General features: G+C 67.6%; 18 protein-coding genes and 2 pseudogenes. 7 read left to right on the forward strand and 13 right to left on the reverse strand.

Features of this window, described 5'->3' with window-relative positions:
- Positions 1-49: 49 nt before the first annotated feature.
- Positions 50-979, forward strand: a complete 930-nt coding sequence (locus tag FPZ11_RS01845) for a LysM domain-containing protein (protein ID WP_246846478.1) — start codon at positions 50-52, stop codon at positions 977-979.
- Positions 980-1,077: 98 nt separating this feature from the next.
- Here FPZ11_RS01845 and FPZ11_RS01850 read toward each other — a convergent pair whose 3' ends face one another.
- Together FPZ11_RS01850 and FPZ11_RS20395 are read right to left on the reverse strand one after the other, a co-directional pair.
- Positions 1,078-1,938, reverse strand: a complete 861-nt coding sequence (locus FPZ11_RS01850) for a fructosamine kinase family protein (protein ID WP_146317887.1) — start codon at positions 1,936-1,938, stop codon at positions 1,078-1,080.
- Between the two features lie 90 nt (positions 1,939-2,028).
- A pseudogene (locus FPZ11_RS20395) lies at positions 2,029-2,319 on the reverse strand (recombinase family protein); the annotation flags it as partial.
- On the opposite strand from FPZ11_RS20395, the gene FPZ11_RS01860 reads away from it, so the two are divergent.
- A complete protein-coding gene (locus tag FPZ11_RS01860; protein ID WP_146317889.1) occupies positions 2,218-2,628 on the forward strand; it encodes an ester cyclase in 411 nt (136 codons plus the stop codon). The pseudogene FPZ11_RS20395 and the gene FPZ11_RS01860 sit on opposite strands and share 102 nt — an antisense overlap.
- A 77-nt stretch (positions 2,629-2,705) precedes the next feature.
- Here the strand turns inward: FPZ11_RS01860 and FPZ11_RS01865 are convergent, their stop codons facing one another.
- Positions 2,706-3,071, reverse strand: a complete 366-nt coding sequence (locus tag FPZ11_RS01865) for a VOC family protein (RefSeq protein WP_146317891.1) — start codon at positions 3,069-3,071, stop codon at positions 2,706-2,708.
- 414 nt (positions 3,072-3,485) lie between these two features.
- Here FPZ11_RS01865 and FPZ11_RS01870 point away from each other — a divergent pair, with 414 nt between their 5' ends.
- The gene (locus FPZ11_RS01870; RefSeq protein WP_146317893.1) at positions 3,486-4,037 is read left to right on the forward strand and encodes an HdeD family acid-resistance protein; all 552 of its coding nucleotides are present in this window, start codon (positions 3,486-3,488) and stop codon (positions 4,035-4,037) included.
- Between the two features lie 72 nt (positions 4,038-4,109).
- Here the strand turns inward: FPZ11_RS01870 and FPZ11_RS01875 are convergent.
- Together FPZ11_RS01875 and FPZ11_RS01880 are read right to left on the reverse strand one after the other, a co-directional pair.
- Positions 4,110-6,124: pseudogene (locus FPZ11_RS01875) on the reverse strand (S9 family peptidase).
- A gap of 4 nt (positions 6,125-6,128) precedes the next feature.
- Positions 6,129-6,896, reverse strand: coding sequence for an SDR family oxidoreductase (locus tag FPZ11_RS01880; RefSeq protein WP_146317895.1), 768 nt, complete (start codon positions 6,894-6,896; stop codon positions 6,129-6,131).
- Positions 6,897-7,050: 154 nt separating this feature from the next.
- On the opposite strand from FPZ11_RS01880, the gene FPZ11_RS01885 reads away from it, so the two are divergent.
- The 4 genes from FPZ11_RS01885 (at position 7,051) to FPZ11_RS01900 (ending at position 9,975) form a co-directional block, all read left to right on the forward strand.
- Complete coding sequence (locus FPZ11_RS01885) at positions 7,051-7,530, forward strand: NfeD family protein (RefSeq protein ID WP_146317897.1); 480 nt, start codon at positions 7,051-7,053, stop codon at positions 7,528-7,530.
- Positions 7,523-8,725, forward strand: a complete 1,203-nt coding sequence (locus tag FPZ11_RS01890) for an SPFH domain-containing protein (RefSeq protein WP_146317899.1) — start codon at positions 7,523-7,525, stop codon at positions 8,723-8,725. Before FPZ11_RS01885 ends, FPZ11_RS01890 begins: the two co-directional genes overlap by 8 nt.
- Positions 8,718-9,488, forward strand: a complete 771-nt coding sequence (locus tag FPZ11_RS01895; protein ID WP_146317901.1) for a glycerophosphodiester phosphodiesterase family protein — start codon at positions 8,718-8,720, stop codon at positions 9,486-9,488. Before FPZ11_RS01890 ends, FPZ11_RS01895 begins: the two co-directional genes overlap by 8 nt.
- A gap of 121 nt (positions 9,489-9,609) precedes the next feature.
- Entirely contained in the window at positions 9,610-9,975 is a 366-nt protein-coding gene (locus FPZ11_RS01900; protein WP_146317903.1) for an RNA polymerase-binding protein RbpA, read from the forward strand.
- Positions 9,976-10,076: 101 nt separating this feature from the next.
- On the opposite strand, the gene lnt is transcribed toward FPZ11_RS01900, so the two are convergent.
- The 8 genes from lnt to FPZ11_RS01940 form a co-directional block, all read right to left on the reverse strand.
- Complete coding sequence (gene lnt / locus FPZ11_RS01905; RefSeq protein WP_367889423.1) at positions 10,077-11,660, reverse strand: apolipoprotein N-acyltransferase; 1,584 nt, start codon at positions 11,658-11,660, stop codon at positions 10,077-10,079.
- Between the two features lie 89 nt (positions 11,661-11,749).
- Positions 11,750-14,179 carry a DEAD/DEAH box helicase gene (locus tag FPZ11_RS01910; protein WP_146317907.1) on the reverse strand — a complete coding sequence of 810 codons (2,430 nt, stop codon included), beginning with the start codon at positions 14,177-14,179 and terminating at the stop codon, positions 11,750-11,752.
- Positions 14,180-14,227: 48 nt separating this feature from the next.
- Positions 14,228-15,022, reverse strand: coding sequence for a twin-arginine translocase subunit TatC (gene tatC, locus FPZ11_RS01915; protein WP_367889424.1), 795 nt, complete (start codon positions 15,020-15,022; stop codon positions 14,228-14,230).
- A gap of 5 nt (positions 15,023-15,027) precedes the next feature.
- Positions 15,028-15,267 carry a twin-arginine translocase TatA/TatE family subunit gene (gene tatA / locus FPZ11_RS01920; protein ID WP_146317909.1) on the reverse strand — a complete coding sequence of 80 codons (240 nt, stop codon included), beginning with the start codon at positions 15,265-15,267 and terminating at the stop codon, positions 15,028-15,030.
- A gap of 1 nt (position 15,268) precedes the next feature.
- Positions 15,269-15,625, reverse strand: coding sequence for a hypothetical protein (locus FPZ11_RS01925; protein ID WP_168203710.1), 357 nt, complete (start codon positions 15,623-15,625; stop codon positions 15,269-15,271).
- A 3-nt stretch (positions 15,626-15,628) separates the two neighbouring features.
- Positions 15,629-16,633 carry a helix-turn-helix transcriptional regulator gene (locus tag FPZ11_RS01930; RefSeq protein WP_146317913.1) on the reverse strand — a complete coding sequence of 335 codons (1,005 nt, stop codon included), beginning with the start codon at positions 16,631-16,633 and terminating at the stop codon, positions 15,629-15,631.
- Complete coding sequence (locus FPZ11_RS01935; RefSeq protein WP_146317915.1) at positions 16,626-17,630, reverse strand: helix-turn-helix transcriptional regulator; 1,005 nt, start codon at positions 17,628-17,630, stop codon at positions 16,626-16,628. The genes FPZ11_RS01930 and FPZ11_RS01935 overlap by 8 nt, the downstream gene beginning before the upstream one ends.
- Positions 17,631-17,701: 71 nt before the next feature.
- Positions 17,702-18,631 (reverse strand): FKBP-type peptidyl-prolyl cis-trans isomerase, encoded by a 930-nt coding sequence (locus FPZ11_RS01940; RefSeq protein ID WP_146317917.1) that lies wholly within the window; start codon positions 18,629-18,631, stop codon positions 17,702-17,704.
- Positions 18,632-18,640 lie beyond the last annotated feature (9 nt).

Here is an 18,640-nt window from a genome sequence, read left to right on the forward strand (position 1 = left end):
CCTGCGGTACCGGTCGTCGTGCGCCGACCCTCTGAGGTGAGGAGAGCACGTGCTGCGTGGACGGACTCGTGGATCGGCGGGACAGACCAACCGTGCGGCACGGTGGCGCGGGCTCTCGGCGCTTGCCGTCGTGGGAGTCGTCGCCGTGGGGCTCGCTGGATGCTCCGCCGCCGTGGGCAAGAACGTCGCGCACACGACGCACAGCCATTCCGCCCGCGCGAAGACGCACACGACGAAGCCGACGGCATCCGCCGCTCCGGATCCGGCCATGTCGCACCTGGCCACAGCGGAGCCGGCGGCCTCACCGATGCCGAGCCCGACACTGACGCCCGTCCCTGCCGGAACCGTCGTGGCGCAGGGCGATGTGGCGTCGCCGAAGGGGAGCATCCACTATCACTACAGAGTCGTCGCCAACGGCGACAACACCTTCTCGGTGCAGTACTCGAACTTCACGTCGACGGTGCCGATACCCGTGTCGGTCACATTGATCGACATTCCGCCGCGCGTGGGGGACGGGCTCACCTGGCACGGTGTCGGCGATCATGTGCTCGGCGGACCGACGACCAGCCCGACCGGTTCGACGGCGTCGCTCGGCTCGGAGGACCAGCCGTCTTATCTGAAGGCGCTCGTGACCTACTCATCGGTGGCCTCCGCCGACGGTGTGCCGGTGGAACTGGGGCCGAACAAGGTGCTCGCCGTGAATGCCGTGACCTGGAACGTGCCTGCCCGCAGCACGAACGTGCATCCCGTCGACCACGGCGTGCGCACGTACGCGGCAGGGAAGGTCACGGCGACGACCTCGAGCGGGGCACCAGAGAGCTATCTCATCGCGCCCGGCGACATCACCTCGGTCGTCGCAGAGCGCTTCGGCATCTCCGTGCAAGACCTGATCTGGCTCAATGCGAATCTGCAGGTCTTCGGCGACCAGCAATACCTTTACGAGGGCACCACACTGAATCTCGATCCTGACCGGACGTGAGCGTGAGGGCGGAGACCAGCGCGCTCGCGGTGGAGCGTCAGCGGGACTTCGTCGACCGATTCGCTGGTCGGCTGCCGAGTCTCGGACGCTGATCACGCTCACGCGTAGCTCTCGATGAGCTCGCGGATCGAGGCGACGATGGTCGGGACGGGGATGCCGCCGGCGAGCATCGCGAGCAGTTGCCGCAGGTTGAGAAGGCGTGCATGCTCCCGCCAGTCGGGGTGCAGGGGGCGGACCTCCGCATACGCGGCGAAGAACGGTTCCGGGATGCCGCCCGATGACAGCATGTGCGCGAGGTCGACCTCGGCCCACATGTAGCTCACGGCCGGGTCGAGGAATGCCGGCTGCCCTGCGCGGTCCGCGATGACATTGTTGCGCCACATGTCGCCGTGTGTGAGGCACGCGCCGGTGTCGGGGATCAGGTCGGGAAGCCGAGCGCACAGCCGCTCGATACCGGCGCGGTCGCGGGCATCCAGCGCGGCCTCGACCCGGGGCTCGCCGAGGTAGCGCAGCACCCGCTTCTCGGCGAAGAAGCGGTGCCCGTCGGCATCCCATGCGTTGCACTGCGGGAAGAGTCCCAGCCAGCCATCCGCGTCCCACCCGAAGCGATCGTGCGCGGTCGCGCTGTGCATGCGCGCAGCGCACCGGCCCGCGGCCCGCCAGAACTCGTCCGTGTCCGGCAGGACGGGATCGAGCGCTTCCAGGACGATCGACCGCGGCCCGACGGCGAGCACCCGCGGGGTGGTGAGGCCACCCCGCTCGGCAAGCGCCGCGAGACCTGCCGCCTCGGTCGCGAACATGTCCGAGCAGTCGTCGACGGATGCTTTCACGACGACCTCGTCGCCGTCGGCGAGCCGGCACAGCCACACGGGATTGGCGAACCCGCCAGGCAGTGGCCGCACGCTTTGAGCGCTGCGGCCGACCGGCAGGAACTCAGGAGACCATCGGCTGTCAGCCATCGCGCCTTCTTCCTATTTGTCGGCTAACGCTACAAATAGGCTCACTTCACGTCAATGGGTCTCGAACCAGCCCGTTGTATCTCGTCGGCGACGGCCGACCGGATCGTTGGGATCGTCGCCGCCGCCGAGGCTGAGTGCGACGTCTTTGCGAGTCAGTTCGTCCGCGATGTCTCGCGCATCCGGAAGTGAGCGGGCGAAGCGGTCCAGCTTGGTCACCACGGGAGTGTCGTCGGCCGGACTGCGGCGGGGGAGTGGCATGCGAATCGGTAGTGTTTGGCCATGGCCAAAGAGGCGCAGCGCCGATTCCTTGAGTCCTTCCTCCGCACATATGAAGCCGGTGACTTCGAGCGCATGTGGGAGTTTTATTCGCCGGACTGCGATTACGCGGTTCTCGACCGGTTCGGGCTGGAGAAGACGACCGAGCGATACCAGAAATTCATGCGGGACTTTCTCGCGGCCTTTCCGGACCTCCATCACACGATCGAGAAGGTCGTTGTCGACGACGACGAGCTGTGGGCTCTCTACACCGTCGCCGGAACGCATCTCGGGTCGTTGCGCGGCATGGAGCCGACTGGTCGGCAAGTGCGCTACGCCATCGTCGGGATGTACACGGTTCATGACCAGCTGATCACACGGGCAGACTTTGTCTCGGATGACCTCCGTATGATGCGCCAACTCGGCTACGCGTGACGGAAGGTCGCAAGTGGATGCTGCAGCGGGCGTGACAAGGACCTGCGTTCCGACTCAGGCCTCCTGGATATACCGGCTCAGTCTTCCTGGATATACACGAGGCCGTTGCCGAACGGATCGTCGAAGAAGAACATCGGGGAGCCGTCGCCGATCGAGATCGGTGCGTCGTTGTGTACCGCGCTGCCCGCGGCTCTGACGCGGCTGAAAGCCTCGGCCGCGTCGTGTGTGCCAAGTCGCAGGGCGACCGGGATCTCGCTGTCGGGCGGGAGCAGCACGATTCCGACGGACGACCCCGGCGGAACCACTTCGATCATCCTCGCACCGGGCCAGGGCTCACCGTCATATCTGACCTCGCAACCGAGCACGTCTCGGTAATACTCGAGGGCCCGGTCCTGGTCGGGAACCGGCACCGTCACGCTCAACACCCGCGTCGTGGTCGCCATCCCATCAGGGTCCCATGTGGGCCCGACATCGAACCAGTCGGCAGGTTCCCCATGGACGCTGGTCGGACTCTCCGATCATGTGAGCCCCTTCACGCTGCCGAACTCGACGACGACGCAGCAGGGGAGTGGGCAGCGACCACGAAACCGCAGATCGTGCGGAGACACAATCAGTCGAACTGACATAATCAACATTATCGGACATATTGCGAAGCGGGGTGCTGAGTCCCACGACTCGGTTCGGTCCCATGATTCTGCGGTCATCTCATGCGAGTGATCGGCGGAACCCGAACACCGACGCAGAGTCACAGCCGTGACACGAATCGGGTGATTCGGCCCGAATCAGCGCTGAAACCGGCGGGTCCGCGTCTAGGCTGCCGACAAAGCTCACAGCTTGCATTCAGGAAAGGTGGCCCCATGTCCGCTGAAAGCCCCGCAGCGAAGTCCGCGGTGAACGGAGTCCGAACCGCACTCGGCATCGGTGGCGTCGTCTCGCTCGTCGTCGGCATCATCATCCTCGTGTGGCCGGGTCACGCACTCACGGCCCTCACCTGGCTCATCGCGCTGTATGCGATCGTGGCCGGGGTCGTGTACGCAGGGCTCGGCATCTTCTCGAAGGTGATGGGCGGGTGGTCGAGGGTCGGACACATCGTGCTCGGCGTGTTGTTCATCATCGCCGGCATCATCATGTTCGCGAACCTCTCGACGTCGACGACTCTGCTCCTCCTGTTCTTCGGTGTGTTCGTCGGCATCGTCTGGATCATCGAGGGCATCGTCGCCCTGACGACGCTCGGGGGTGCCCAGTCGAAGGCGTGGAGCCTCTTCTTCGCGATCCTGAGCATCATCGCGGGCATCATCCTGCTGTTCTCGCCCATCATGGGCACCCTCGTGCTCGTGTGGCTGCTGGGGATCTCGCTTGTGGTGCTCGGGATCGTACAGATCGTGCGCGCCTTCACGTTCAAGGGCTAGAGAAGAAGACGACGTTCGCGACGCGAACGGGGCGGCGGACAGCATCCATCGCCCCGTTCGCGCCTTTCGCGGTCAGTCGTCTTCGGCGACCCCGACCGGCAGCGTGCTGCTCCACCAGTCGAGGATGATCTCGAAGCGCTGTACCCGGTGGCGAGGTCGGCCGGCTCTGCTGAGCTCGTGGTCCTCTCCCGGAAAGACGACGAGTTCTGTGCTCACGCCCGCTCGCCGCAACGACGCGTAGTAGCGCTGCGCTTGCGACAGCGGACAACGCAGGTCGTTCTCCGAATGCATGACGAGCGTGGGCGTGCGCACGTCGCCGACGTGGGCCTGCGGACTCTGCGCCTCGATCGCCTCACGCGACTCGCCGTTGTACTCCTGGGCGAAGAATGAGCCGATGTCGCTTGTCCCGATGAAGAACTCGGGGTCGAGGAATCCGCGCTCCACGATCGCGCCGACGAATCGATGGTCGTGGGCGATGGTCCAGGCCGTCAGGTATCCGCCGTACGAGCCGCCGAGGATGCCGACTCGGCCGCCGTCGAGCTGCGGATGCTCCGCGACGGCAGCATCCAGGAAGTCGAGCACGTCGTTGAGGTCGACGGTGCCCATGCGTTCCTTGATCGCACGCCCGTGCCCCTGGCCGTATCCCGCCGACCCGCGCGGGTTGCAGTACACGACCGCATAGCCGGCATCCGCGTATACCTGCGACTCGTCGAAGAGGTGCACGGAGTATTGCGCGAACGGACCGCCATGGATGTTGAGCAGCACGGGGTGCGGCCCCTCCCCCTGCGGAATCACGACCCAGCCGTGGATCGGGTACCCGTCTCGGCCCGTCGCCTCGAGCTCCATCGGAACACGGATGCCCGTCGCTCGCACCTCGGCGGAGAAGTCGGTCAGAAGACGCGGGGTCGTGCTGCCCGCGCGGAGGACGGCGACGTCGCCGAAGCTGGTGGCGTCTTGAAACGACACCACGATCGTCGAGCCGGCATGCGCGATGCCGGTGACCTCGCGGTCCGTGAGCAGTTCCTCGAGCGGTCCCTCGTCGGTGACGCGCACGAGGCGGACGCGTCCGCGTGCGCGATCGAGCACCAGGGTGCCGTCGGATGTGGACACCACACAGGAACCGATCTCGCCGAGGTCGACGGTCTCTTCATCGGTGAGGCGACGTGCCGGGCGTCCGGACGCATCGACAACGTACAGTGCCGTGTTCTTGGCCACGAAATCGCGTCCGGACGGCCCCATGTCCTGCGCCAGGAAGTACGGCCGTCCGTCGGCTCCGAAAGCGACGGCTCCCGCAGAACCGTTGATCGACAGGTGCTGATCGGCACCGACGACGAGCGTCCCCTCGCCACCGGTCGTCGGCACGAGCGTGAGGATGCTCACCAGGTCGTCGTCCGCCGTGGCGTGCCCGTCCGAGACCACGGCGATGCCGGTGCCGTCGTGCGTGAAGGCGATGCCGCCGTGGTCGGCGTCGCCGAACGTGAGCTGTCGAGCTTCGGGAACCCCGGGCCGCGTCGCCGCCGGGCCGTCGGCCGAAGCCGCGGGCTGGATCACGGGCGCCTCGGTGACGGCGGGCACATCGACGATGAAGACCTGAGGACGTCGGTCGCGCATCCAGCCGAGGCCGTTCGAGAGATAACGGGCGGTGGTGAACCGACGCGCGGGCTCGGCGCCCGCGTCGAGTCCGTCGACGGTGCCGTAGCGACCCTTCTCCGGCACGCGAGAGATGAAGGCGAGCGCGTGCCCGTCGGGCGACCAGGCGAATTCCGTGACGCCGAGCGGCTGGTCCGTGACTCGCAGGGGCTCTCCCCGGCGGCCGTCATCACGTGCAGTTGAGCAGGGGCGCCTTGCTCGGACCGCAGGAACGCCAGAAGAGAGCCGTCAGGAGAGAACTGCGGTGCGGAGTCGCGGAACCCTCGGGAGAGGCGGCGGGGCCCGATCTCGGCCGCCGTGTCGATGGACCAGAGCTGGCCGACGTACGCGTCGGCGTCGAGATCAGGGTGCGTGGCGGCGACGACGGCGACGCGCCCGTCAGGGCTCAGCGTGGGACGCGAGACGGAGACGAGCCGCGTGATGTCCTCGGCCTTCACCCGGTCAGCCTTCTTCGCCGAAGTCGTCGATGTCGCCGATGAGGCGGGTGTGGTCGGTCGGAACCGGTTCGACGGCGGCCAGAGCGACCTCCGCGGCGAACTCGCCCACGTTGTAGAGGCGACCAGCGGCATCCTTGCGGGCCTGGATCGCGCCGGGGTTCGCGCGCTCGAGCAGCGTCGCGGTGATGGTGCCCTCGATCATGTCGCCGGAGACGACGACGAAGCCGATGCCGCGGGCATCCAGCTCGGGGATCAGATCGCGCAGGGCGTCCTCCCCCGCTCGCTTGCTCAGCGCGACCGGCTCGTACTCCGGCATGGTCGGCGTCGTGCGGATGAAGTGGGCCTGGTGGCTGGTGACGAACACGACGCGCGAGCCCTCGCCGAGCAGCGGCAGCGCGGCCGTCAGCACATTCACCTGGGCGTCGCGGTTGAGCTTCATCGCGTAGTCGGACTCCATGCCCGACTCCATGCCGCCCGAAGCGTTGAGCACGAGGATGTCGAGCCCACCGAGTTCGCGCTGCACCGTCGCGAACATATCGGCCACCGACTGCGGGTCGGTGAGGTCGGCGCCGACGACGAGTGCGGTGCCGCCCGATGCCTCGATCGAGTCGGCGAGCTTGCGGGCCCGCGCCTCCTTGTTGCGGTAGTTGATGACGACGCTCGCTCCCGCGCCGGCGAAATACCCGATGGTGTCGGCGCCGATTCCGCGGGACGATCCCGTGACGAGAGCGCGCTTTCCGGTCAGCGACGACGGTTCGAGGGGGTTGCTCACGTGGTATCTCCTACGGCTCTTCGGTGGGAACGAGCGCCCGAAAGGGCACCACGACAGTATCTCAGCGATCCTTTGCCGCTTCGGCGGAGAGCTCTTGCGGTGCAGCAGCCTCATGCTGGTACCGTCGGAACCACTCGAAGGGAGCCCGCCCGACATGGATGTCGTTTCGTCGTACGCGTGGATCGGCTGGCTGGTGCTGATCCTCGTCTTCGTGATCGTCGAGATGCTCTCGCTCGACTTCGTGTTCCTCATGCTCGCGATCGGGTCGCTCGGCGGTCTCATCAGCGGACTCTTCGGGCTGCCGTGGTGGGCCCAGATCGCCGTCGCCGCCGTGCTGTCACTGCTTCTGCTCTTCTTGATCAGACCACCGTTGCTTCGCGCGCTGCGCCGGGGCGGCGATCCCACGCGCAGCAACGTGCCGGCGCTGCTCGGCACGGAGGGCAGCGTCGTGCAATCCTTCGGCGGCCACGACACGGGGCTGGTCAAGCTCGCCAACGGCGAGGTGTGGACCTCGAGACTCGCCGGGGACGAGGCATCCGCGCCGGCCCTGGAGCCGGGATCCCGCGTGACGGTGACGGCGATCGAAGGCGCGACGGCCGTCGTCGTGCCGGCAGGAAGGCAAACCCATGAATGATACGGAGGCCCTGGTCGTGCAGATCATCGTGGCGATCATCGTTCTGATCGTCCTCATCTTCGTGCTCGTCACCCTGTTCAGGGCGATTCGCATCGTTCCGCAGGCGACAGCGGGAATCGTCGAGCGGCTCGGTCGCTACCACAAGACCCTCTCCCCCGGTCTGAACCTGCTGGTGCCGTTCGTGGACCGGCTGCGACCGCTGCTCGACATGCGCGAGCAGGTGGTGAGCTTTCCGCCTCAGCCGGTGATCACCGAGGACAACCTCGTGGTCTCCATAGACACCGTCGTCTACTTTCAGGTGACGGATGCCAGGGCTGCGACGTACGAGATCGCCAACTACCTCAGCGCTGTCGAGCAGCTCACCACCACCACGCTGCGCAACGTGGTCGGCGGCCTGAACCTCGAAGAGACCCTGACGAGCCGAGACAACATCAACAATCAGCTGCGCAGCGTGCTCGACGATGCCACGGGCAAGTGGGGCATCCGAGTAAGCCGCGTGGAGCTCAAGGCGATCGACCCGCCCGCGTCCATTCAGGACTCGATGGAGAAGCAGATGCGCGCCGAGCGCGATCGTCGTGCGCTCATCCTCACCGCGGAGGGCACGAAACAGTCCGCGATCCTCACCGCGGAGGGCACGAAGCAGGCGGCGATCCTGAACGCCGAAGGCTCCGCGCGTGCAGCGGTGCTCGAGGCTGAAGGCCAGGCGAAGGCGATCAACACGGTGTTCACCGCCATCCACCAGGGCAAGCCGGACAACCTTCTGCTCGCATACCAGTACCTGCAGACTCTGCCGAAGATCGCCGACGGCGCCTCGAACAAGCTCTGGCTCATCCCCAGCGAGTTCACGGAGGCGCTGCGTGGCATCGGCAAAGGATTCGCGACCCAGGGCGCGGGCAACCCCTTCAGCGCGTTCCTGCCTGGTGCAGCCGAAGGACCCTCAGCCACAGCCGACGATGCGTTCCTGTCCGGTGTGGACGGAAGCTCCTCGTCGGCCGCAGTCGACGATTCCGCGCTGACGGACGATTCGTCGGCGGAGGCCGTCGCGGCGGCCGAGCAGGAGGTGGCGAAGGCCGAGGACGCCGCAGCCCCGGGAGTCACGGCGCCGGTCGGTGATGTGGCTGCGGAATCACCGTCGACCGGCGACGCATCGGCGAGCGATGACCCGTCGGGCGGCTCGCCGAAGACGGATGCCTGACCCGGTCAGGTACTTCGACGGAGCCCCGCCGCGCTCGATCGCGCACCGAGGGCTTGCACTGCACGCACAGGAGAACACGCTGGAGGCGTTCGCTGCGGCGCTCGACGCCGGCGCGGACATCCTCGAGACCGATGTGCACGCCAGCGCAGACGGCGTCGCCGTGATCTGTCACGACGACGACCTGTCTCGGATCGCGGGCGTGGATGCGCCCGTCGAGCAGCTGGCGTCGGATGAGCTCCTGCGGCTGAGCCTGGTCGGGGGCGGACGACTCGCCACGCTCGCGGAGACGCTGGAGCGGTTTCCGCGTGCACGCTTCAACATCGATGTGAAGACCGATGCGGCCCTCTCCCCCACAGTCGCCGCCGTCGGGACTGCCGGCGCGCAGCAACGTGTGCTGATCGCCTCGTTCGCGCAGCGCCGCCGCCGCCGTGCGGTACGCGCACTGGCGGGCGCGGCGACGTCGGCGTCGACACCGGGTGTCGCGCTCGCGCTGATGGGCACCTGGCTGCGTCTTCCTCCCCTGGTGCGCCTGGCGCTCCGCGACGTGGATGCCGTGCAGGTGCCCAGGCGGCAGGGCAGCGTGACCGTCGTCTCACCGTCGTTCGTGCGGGCCGTGCACGATGCAGGGCGGGAGGTGCACGTCTGGACGGTCAACGATCCCGATGAGATGCGCGAGCTGCTGTCGATGGGTGTCGACGGCATCATCACGGACCGCTGCGATCTGCTCGCCGGGGTGCTCGACGGCCCCCGTTCTGGGCGCTGACGACTGGGCTGTCTGCGAGCAAAATCCCTGAAAGGAGGCTGAATCCCCGCGAGGGGCGGGCAGATAACGCACAGCTTGACGGTTTATAAGTGTGGATGCATCGCGAGAAGGAGACCACACAATGGCAGATCGCAGCTTGCGCGGAATGAGACTCGGCGCCCAGAGCTTACAGAGCGAAGAGGGCGTCACGTTTTCTGCGCGTACCACCTACACCTACCAGTGCTCGAGTTGCGACCGGGACACTCAGGTCGTCTTCGCTGCCGACGCCGAAGCTCCCGAGACGTGGGAGTGCAAGTACTGCGGTCACGAGGCCACGCTGCTCGTGAATGACGCACCGGTCGAGATCGACCGCTCCGACGTCAAGGCGCCGCGCAGCCACTGGGACATGCTGCTCGAGCGTCGCACGCGCGCCGAGCTCGAGGAGCTGCTCGAGGAACGCCTCGCCTACCTGCGGTCACGCCGCGGGGAGCACAAGATCGGCGCCTGACCGCCCGAGCGGTCCGTAGCGACGAGACACGACGCAGCCTGCCTGGCAGGCTGCGTTTTCGTGTGCCCGGAAACCGGTCGCCTGTGCGCTCGGACCGGCGTTCAGCGCTCGCCAGAGCGACGAGTGCGTGAGCGCGGCATCGTGATCGCCGAGACCACCAGCGCTCCCAGTCCGAGACCGCAGACCAGCAGTTCGAGAACGCCGCTGAGCAGGGTGGCGGGGGTCGTCGTGGTGCCGAGCGGAACATCCGCGACCATGGCACCCGGCTCATAGGCCGGGATCTGCGCGATCGTGTGCCCGTCGGGATCGATGATCTGGCTCGTGCCGACCGTGGAGATGTTCACGAGGCTGCGGCCGGTCTCGATCGCCCTGAGGCGGGCGATGGCCAGCTGCTGCATGTTCTCCTTCGTGCGGCCGAAGTCGGCGTTGTTCGTCTGCGCCAGGATGATCTGGGCTCCGCCGTTCATCATCTCGGTGATCAGCCGGTCGTCGACGATGTCGAAGCAGATCGAGATGCCCGCCTTCACGCCGTTGACGTCGAAGACGTTGCTGCGAGTGCCGGGCGTGTACTGGCGCTGGATGAGCCCCAGGAGGCCGGGAGCGAAGGGCATCCAGAACGAGCGGTCGGGCACGTACTCGCCGAAGGGCACCGGATGCTTCTTGTCGTAGTAGGCGACGGCGCCCTTGCCGGCCTTCCAGAGCAGCGACGTGTTGTAGTACTTGCCGTGCCGACGCGTGATGGTGCCGACGATCATCGGCGCGTTCAGCCTGGTGCTCAGGTCGTCGAGCGTGTCGGCCGACCACCAGTACCGCGTCGGGTCCCAGTCGGCGCTGCCCTCCGGCCACACCACCATGTCGACCTTCTGTCCGATGAGCGCCTGGGTCGCCTTGACCTGCGCGTTCATCACATCGCCTTGCTTCGCGTGATCGAAATATCCGGCCGGACCGTTGCCCTGCACGGCGCCCACCCTCGTCGTGCCCGAGGTCGCCGCGGGCCACAACGGCACGGCGAACACGAGGCAGATGGCGACCACGGCGACGCCTGCGCGGGCGAGCGGGCGCGCCGCCGCGGCATCCACACGGTGTCGGGCCGGCCACGCGAGGGGATCGCGTCGGTAACGCACGCATTCGATCGCGAGTGCCACGATCCAGACGATCAGGAACGAGACGCAGGAGACGCCGAACCACGCGACGAGGTGCGCGAGCGGGCTCTGCGACTGCGAGAGGGCCGCACGGCCCCACGCGAAGCCGCCGTACGGCCAGTTGCCGGAGACCCACTCCCGCGCCGTCCAGAGGCCGGCTACGGCCATCGGCAGCACCCCGAGTCGGCCGGGTGCGGAGGGGAAGGCTCGCGGGATCCAGCGGTACGCCAGTGCGATCGCCACCGCTCCGGCCGCGAACAGCAGCGACTCGAAGACGGACAGGGCGATCCACGGGACGGGACCGAGGTACAGCGCGGTCCACGACACCTGCGTGAGATAGAAGGTGAGTCCGGAGAGGAAGCCGACGAGGATCGCGCCGCCCACGGAACGGCCGATCAGGGCGACCAGCATGAGCGCCAGACCGACGAAGGCCAGCGGCCACACGTCGATCGCGGGGAATGCACCGTCGTAGACGACTCCCCCGCCCGCTCCGACGACGACCGCGAGCCAGAGCGGGAGCGGCGCGCGCGAGGGAGGATTCACGATCTTTCAGCCTAGGTGACGGCACGGCCCGGAATGCGCGTGAGAGCTATGAGCGGGCTGCGGAGAAGCCGGGCATCGCCGAACGGGCGTCAGGCGACTCCGGAGTAGGCGACGATGCCACGGCGCACGGCGACGAGCGCATCGCGTGCGACGATGGCCAGCGTGCCGGTCGCGACGCCGCTGAGCTGGTCGAGGAGGTCGATGACCTGCTTCGACCAGCGCACGAAGTCACCGGCCGGCAGGTCGGCCTCGGTGAGCACGGAGGCGAGCGAACGTCCGGATGCCCATTCGAACATCGCCACGCACAACCCGGTGGCCAGCGGCTCGCTGCCGGGGAGGCGGTGGGATCGTTCGACATCGTCGAGACGCGCCCAGAGCTCCTCCGTCTTCTGCAGCGCGCCGCGGAACGCGCCACGCGGCAGATAGCGCTCAGAGGGGTTCTGCTCGTCCCTGCGCGGCTCGTAGACGATGGCACAGGCCATGGCGGCGAGTCCAGGGACGTCGAGCTCCCGCCACGCGCCGCGACGCAGGCATTCCGCGACCAGGAGGTCGCGCTCCCCGTAGATGCGGCCGAGCACGTGCGCGTGCTGGGTCGGAACGATCTCGCCGCCGCGATCGGCGAGATAGCCCAGTTCGAGGAGCACGTCGCCCACGCGGTCGAAGACCGTGGCGACGGCGCCGGTGCGGGTGTGGATCTGACGGGTGAGGGCATCCGTCTCGCGCTTCAGACGCCACCAGCGCTCCGCCCAGCGGGCGTGCTGCTCGCGTTCTGCGCAGCCGTGGCAGGGATGCTGTTTCATGCGTCTGCGCACGTCCGCCAGTTCGTGCGCGCGCCGTTCCCTCGCCGCCGCACTCTGCGAGGAAGCCTTGGCGCCCTTGCGCTCCAGATCGCTGAGCTCGCGGCGCAGGGCTGCATACTCGGCGAAGTCGCCGAGATGGCACTGCATGGCCCGCTCGTAGCCGGCGAGCGATTCCTCCTGCTTGCGCACGGTGCGCGCCAGGTCGACCACCGCCCTGTCGGCCTGGAACTGTGCGAACGACGACTCGAGGATCTCCCTGGTGCGCTCGCGACCGAACTGGGCGACGAGGTTCACCGCCATGTTGTAGGTGGGCCGGAAGCTCGAGTTGAGCGGGTAGCTGCGGCGGGATGCCAGCGCTGCGACGGCCTGCGGATCGAGCCCGTCTCGCCACTGGATGACGCAGTGCCCCTCGACATCGATGCCGCGTCGACCAGCACGCCCCGTGAGCTGCGTGTACTCCCCCGGCGTGATCGGCACGCGGGCCTCGCCGTTGAACTTCTCCAGCCGCTCCAGCACCACGGTGCGGGCCGGCATGTTGATGCCGAGCGCGAGGGTCTCGGTGGCGAACACCACCTTGACGAGCTTGCGCTGGAAGAGCTCCTCCACGACCTCCTTGAACGCCGGGATCAGGCCGGCATGGTGGGCTGCGACGCCGCGTTGCAGGCCCTCCAGCCACTCCCAGTAGCCGAGCACGGCCAGGTCTTCGTCGGCGATCGTGCGGCACCGCTCCTCCGCCACACGGCGGATCTCCTCGCGCTCGTGCGCTTCGGTGAGCCGGATGCCCGATCGGAGAACCTGAGACACCGCCTGATCGCATCCCGCCCTGCTGAACACGAAGGCGATGGCCGGCAGGAGGTTGCGGTCGTCGAGCAACCTGATCACCTCTGGCCGGTCCAGTCGGCCGGAGTCGGGCCTTCCTCCTCGGCCGTGCCGTCTGCCGCGGTCGCCGAACTGTCGCGATCCGGAAGGGCGGCCACCGACCCTGGCCATCTGCACCAGCTCGGGGTTGACCTTGTTCGCCGCGCCTCTCGATGCCGATTCGAACAGGTCGACGAGCCGCTGTCGCACCAGCACGTGCTGCTCGAGGGGCACGGGCCTGCTCTCCGAGACGACCACGTCGGTGTCGCCCCGCACGGCCTGCAGCCAGTCGCCGAACTCCTCGGCGTTCGACACCGTCGCGCTGAGTGAGACCAGCCGCACCTCGGCGGGCAGGTGGATGATGACCTCCTCCCACACCGCACCGCGGAATCGGTCGGCGAGGTAGTGCACCTCGTCCATCACGACATACGCGAGATCGGCGAGCAGGTCGGAGTCCGCGTAGAGCATGTTGCGCAGCACCTCGGTGGTCATGACCACCACGCGCGCGCCGGCGTTCACGTTCGTGTCGCCGGTGAGCAGGCCGACGGCATCCGTGCCGTAGTCGTCGACGAATTCCTGGTACTTCTGGTTCGACAGCGCCTTCATGGGCGTCGTGTAGAAGACCTTGGCGGTGGGATGCCGCATCGCGAGCGCCACGGCGAACGCAGCGACCACGGTCTTGCCTGCCCCCGTCGGCGCGGCGACCAGCACGCTGCGGCCGTCTTCGAGGCTCGCGCACGCCTCCCGCTGGAACGGGTCGAGGTCGAACGACTGCTCACGGCGGAAGTCTTCGAGGCGTGGATGCCCGACCCGGCTTCGCGACGCCGCGAAGCGTTCCGCCGGCGAGAGCTGATCCGTCACGTTCTCCACCCTACGGCCCGTGTGTCCGGTGCCGTCGGCCGAGCGGGCTCAGGATGCCAGCTCGGCCTCGATGTCGAGGGCTCGCTTCGCGACTCGACGGTCGTGCAGCCAGGCGACCCCGTACGCGAGGAGGTACAGGACCACCAGCGGGATGGCCAGCAGGAACATGGAGACGACGTCGGCCGACGGCGTGGCGATGGCCGTGAAGACCATGATCGTGAGGATGGCCCAGCGCCAGGACTTGATGATCGACTTCGCGCTGATGACCCGCATGAAGTTCAGCAGCACGAGGAAGACCGGCAGAACGAACGCGATGCCGACGACGATGATCAGCTTCAGCACGAAGTTGAAGTAGTCCGACGCCACCAGCAGCGTCGTCTCGCCGTTGGGAACGAAGCTCGTGAGCACGCGAACGATGTGCGGAACGACCCACCAGCCGGCGGCGCAGCCGGCGAGGAAGAGGGGGACGGCCGTGAAGAAGAACCCGAAGGTGTAGCCCTTCTCCTTGCGGGTCAGACCCGGCGTGAGGAACGCGAAGATCTGGTACAGCCACAGCGGCGACGTGATGATGATGCCGATGTACACGCTGAGCTGCAGTCGCAGGTCGAACGCCGCGGTGACGTTCGGCCAGTTGATGCTCGCGTGCTGCGACTTTGCGATCTCGTGCACCGGGAGGCTGATGGCGTCCCAGACGAAGGGATACAGGAACCAGCCGGCAATGGCGCCGACAGCGATGCCTCCGGCGATCCAGAAGAACCGGTTCTTCAGCTCGCGGAGGTGAGACCCCAGCGACATCCTGCCTTCGGGGTTGCTGCCGCGCTTGGTTCGAGCGGCGGTGCTCACGGCTGCTAGATCTTGTCGGCCGGCTTGTCAGCAGTCGTGGACTCGGCCTTGGCGTCGGTCTTCGCTGACTTCGCCGCCTCTGCTGCCTCGTCCTCTTCCTGGCCGTCGCGGATCTCCTTCTTGAAGATGCGCGTCGACTGGCCGATGCTGCGGGCCAACGCCGGCAGGCGCGTGGCGCCGAACAGGAGCACGATGATGAGCAGGATGATCCAGATGTGCCATCCGCTGAACAGGTCGCCAAGCATGTCAGTTTCGCTTTCGAAGTAGGTAGGAGTACCGACTCGGGTCGGCACTCACCAGAAGTTTACCGCGTCGGATCCGCGCTTCCCGTCGAGTATGCCTGATCGTTGCATTGCGTGCGCGCCGCTCCTCCCAGCTCTGCGCGTATTCCCGGACAGGACCGAGAACTGCGGGATGGAACGGCGGCTCGGTTTCGTCGTCACCGAACCGTCTGGACAGCGCGTCGGCCTTGTCGGTGAGCTCGCCCAGGGCGTTGAAGGCGGCCATCAGCTTGACGAACAGGCGATAGCCGAGCCACGCCAGCATGCCGAGCAGGGCGAGCACGAGCACGACCCAGATGACGACCCACGACCACCACGGCATGGCTCAACCCTCTTCGTCGTCGGCGGACGTCGTCTCGGCGTACCGTGCGGCACCGGCGGATGCCCAGGCGGCGACGGCCGCGCGGGCCTCGGGCGGCGCCGTCACGGTGAGCTGCCCCGCGAACCTCGCCACCATGCGCTTGAGGCCGTGGTAATGGGCGACGCGCACCCTGGTGTGCACGATGTCGCCGTCGGGCTCGCGCGGCGCGTCGTCGGGCACGTAGTCGGCGATGAGCGGCAGCGTTGCGGCGGCGACATCGACGGAGACCGTGAGGTCGTCCGGCGAACCCTGGAACAGGCGTTCGGGAAGCACGACCCGCTCGGCGTGCTCGCTGATCGGGCGCGTGGTCTTCACGAGCTGGTCGATGCGGTCGAGGCGGAAGGTGCGCACAGCCTTGCGCAGGTGGCACCAGCCGCGCAGGTACCAGTCGTCGTTGACCGACTCGATGCGCAGCGGGTCGACGCTGCGGCGCTCGGAGTCGCCGCGGGCGCTCACGTAATCGAACTCCAGCTGCGTGTGGTCCCCGATGGCCGCGCGCACCGTGGCGATGGTGTCGCGGAGTCCGGCGGGGGTGACGGCGACCTGCGCGGCGCCCGCGGCTGTGCCGCGCTCGAGCTTGGCCATGAGGGATGCCATCGCGTCGCGGTCGGCATGCTCGGGCAGCGCACTCAGATACTGAAGCCCAGCGATGAGTGCGGCGGCCTCGCGCGCAGACAGGCGCGGGGTGTCGTCGATGGCGACCGTGTGCGTGAGCACGATCGTGTCGCGGTCCTCGAGCGCGTCCCAGTCGATGTCGAACAGGTCGCCGGCGAGGTAGGCGCGCGACTCGCCCGGCAGACCGGACACCGCGATGAGATGCACGGCGTCGCGGATCTGCTTGGGAGTGACCTCGAACGCGGCTGCGGCATCCTTCACCGGCACCGAGTCGTGGTCCATCAGGTACGGGATGAGCGAGAGCAGGAGGGCGAGCTTGTCGCGGGCATCGCGCTGCTGGGCGGGCTCAGCCATGGGCGTCCACCCCCTCCGAGTGCGTCGCGAGTGTCGTGGCCAGCCGTTCGCGCACCGCCTGCACGAGCCGTGGCGGCCACACCACGCGAACCTCAGGGCCGTAGCCGGCGAGCTCGTCGGCGAGCAGCGCCGTGTCGGAATAGTGCACGAGGAGGTTGCCCTCGTCGTTCACCCTGGTGTCTTCGCGCTTGGTGAGGCGGACCCAGGCATCGGTCGCCGCGACGACGTCGAGCTCTGCCGCGTTGCGTTCCCAGATGGCCTGCAGCTCGTCCATCGCCCTTGCGGCGTAGTCCGTTCCATGGCGTTCGAACGCGATCTGCGTCACCCGCGGACGACCGATGATGCGGGAGATGAGGAACGTGCGCGGCGCATCGGCTCCCCTGTCGTGAGCGTGCAGCAGCCATCGTCCGTGGAACTGCACGAGTGCGAGGGGCTCGACGGAACGCTTCGTCGGCAGGCCCTCCCCTGGTTTGAGGTATTCGAAGTTCACGACCACGCTGCGTTCGAGGGCGACCTCGAGCGGCTCGAACGCGGCCTCGCGGATGCGCACCTGCGGGGCAAAGCCGACGAGCGGATCGTCTGCTTCGACCCCCAGCGTGCGCAGCTTCATGATCGCGCGTCGCGAGTCGGCCGACAGCGATCCCTCACGCCAGACTCTGGCTGCGAGGCGCAGCAACGCCATCTCCTGGGCGGAGAACTCGATGTCGGCGGGGAGATCGTATGCCGCTTTCGGAATGCGATACCGCAGTGCTTGGTTGTTGCCGGGATCGCCGGGGTCTTCGACGGTCTCCAGCGGGATGCCGAGCTCTCGGATGTCGTCTTTGTCGCGTTCGAACTGCCGCTCGAGCGCACTGTTGTCGCCGCCCTCGCGGAACCGTGAGCTGTAGCCCTGAACGCTGGAGAGGATCTCGTTCTTCGTCAGTCCCTGTTCGGTCGCGACGAGGGTGAGCACGAGCGAGAACAGCCGCTCCTCGACGGGGACCTTCTGTGGGGACACGCAGGCAATCCTAAGGTCTGTTGACGCACCGGCGGGCGGCGATCCGGTCCCCGTAGGGGACGTGCTCGGTGCTACTTGGCGATGCCGAGGATGTCGATGACGTACGCCGTGGCGTTGCTTCCCGGCGTGACGACGATCAGCTGGGTGCCCACCTTCTCACCGATCAGCTTGTTCGTCACGGTCGTGGGCACGGAGCCGTCAGTGGCAGGCCAGATGTCGGCCGAGCCGTTCTGCCAGCTCGAGGAGGCGACGGTGTCGGGGCTGTTCCACGCGACCGCCGTGTAGTTGACGACCGTGTAGTCGCCCTTCTTCACCGTCTCGCCCGAACCCTGCTTGAGGATCGCCGTCGACAGCGTCTTGGGGGCGTCGTGAGACGGGATCTTGATGCCGGGCTGACCGTTCGGTGCGAGAACGACGGTCGGCATGCCGGGCTGACCGGGCCGCGGGGTGCCGTCGGCGCGGGCGAGGAAGGCCTTCTTCACGGTCGCGACCGCCACCACCGTGGACGACGCGGGGATGTTCAGCTGTGCCTCTTTGCCGAGCACCTGCGTCACCGTTCCGGTGACCGCGATACGCGAGCCGACGGTGCTGCACAGCAGCGCCTTCTGCAGGCCGGGGAGCTGGCTGCCCGAGGTGCTCGCACTGATCATGCCGCCCTGTGCGGCGGTGACGACGGCCTTGCCCGTCAGCCCGTTGAAGATTCCGACGTCGAGGATGACCGGCTGACCGTCGACGATCTCGGCGCCCTTGCCGCTGGTCAACGTGCTCTTCTGCAGCGAGTCGGCGTGCAGCGGCTTCGGGAACTTCCAGCTCGAGGCGGTGGCCGTGCCCGACGAAGGAATGAGCTCGGAGGCCGCGCCGGGCTGTACGCAGTCGCCACTGCCTGCGGCGGAGCATCCCGTGAGCCCCACCGCGACGATCGCCGCCGCCACCGCGACGGTGCCGAGTCGGCGGGTGCGGGAGGTGCGTTCGGATGCTCTGCGTGCCAGAAGAGTGCGCACGATTCCTCT

This window comes from Humibacter ginsenosidimutans, from assembly GCF_007859675.1.
In the GTDB taxonomy this organism is placed as follows: Bacteria; Actinomycetota; Actinomycetes; order Actinomycetales; family Microbacteriaceae; genus Humibacter; species Humibacter ginsenosidimutans.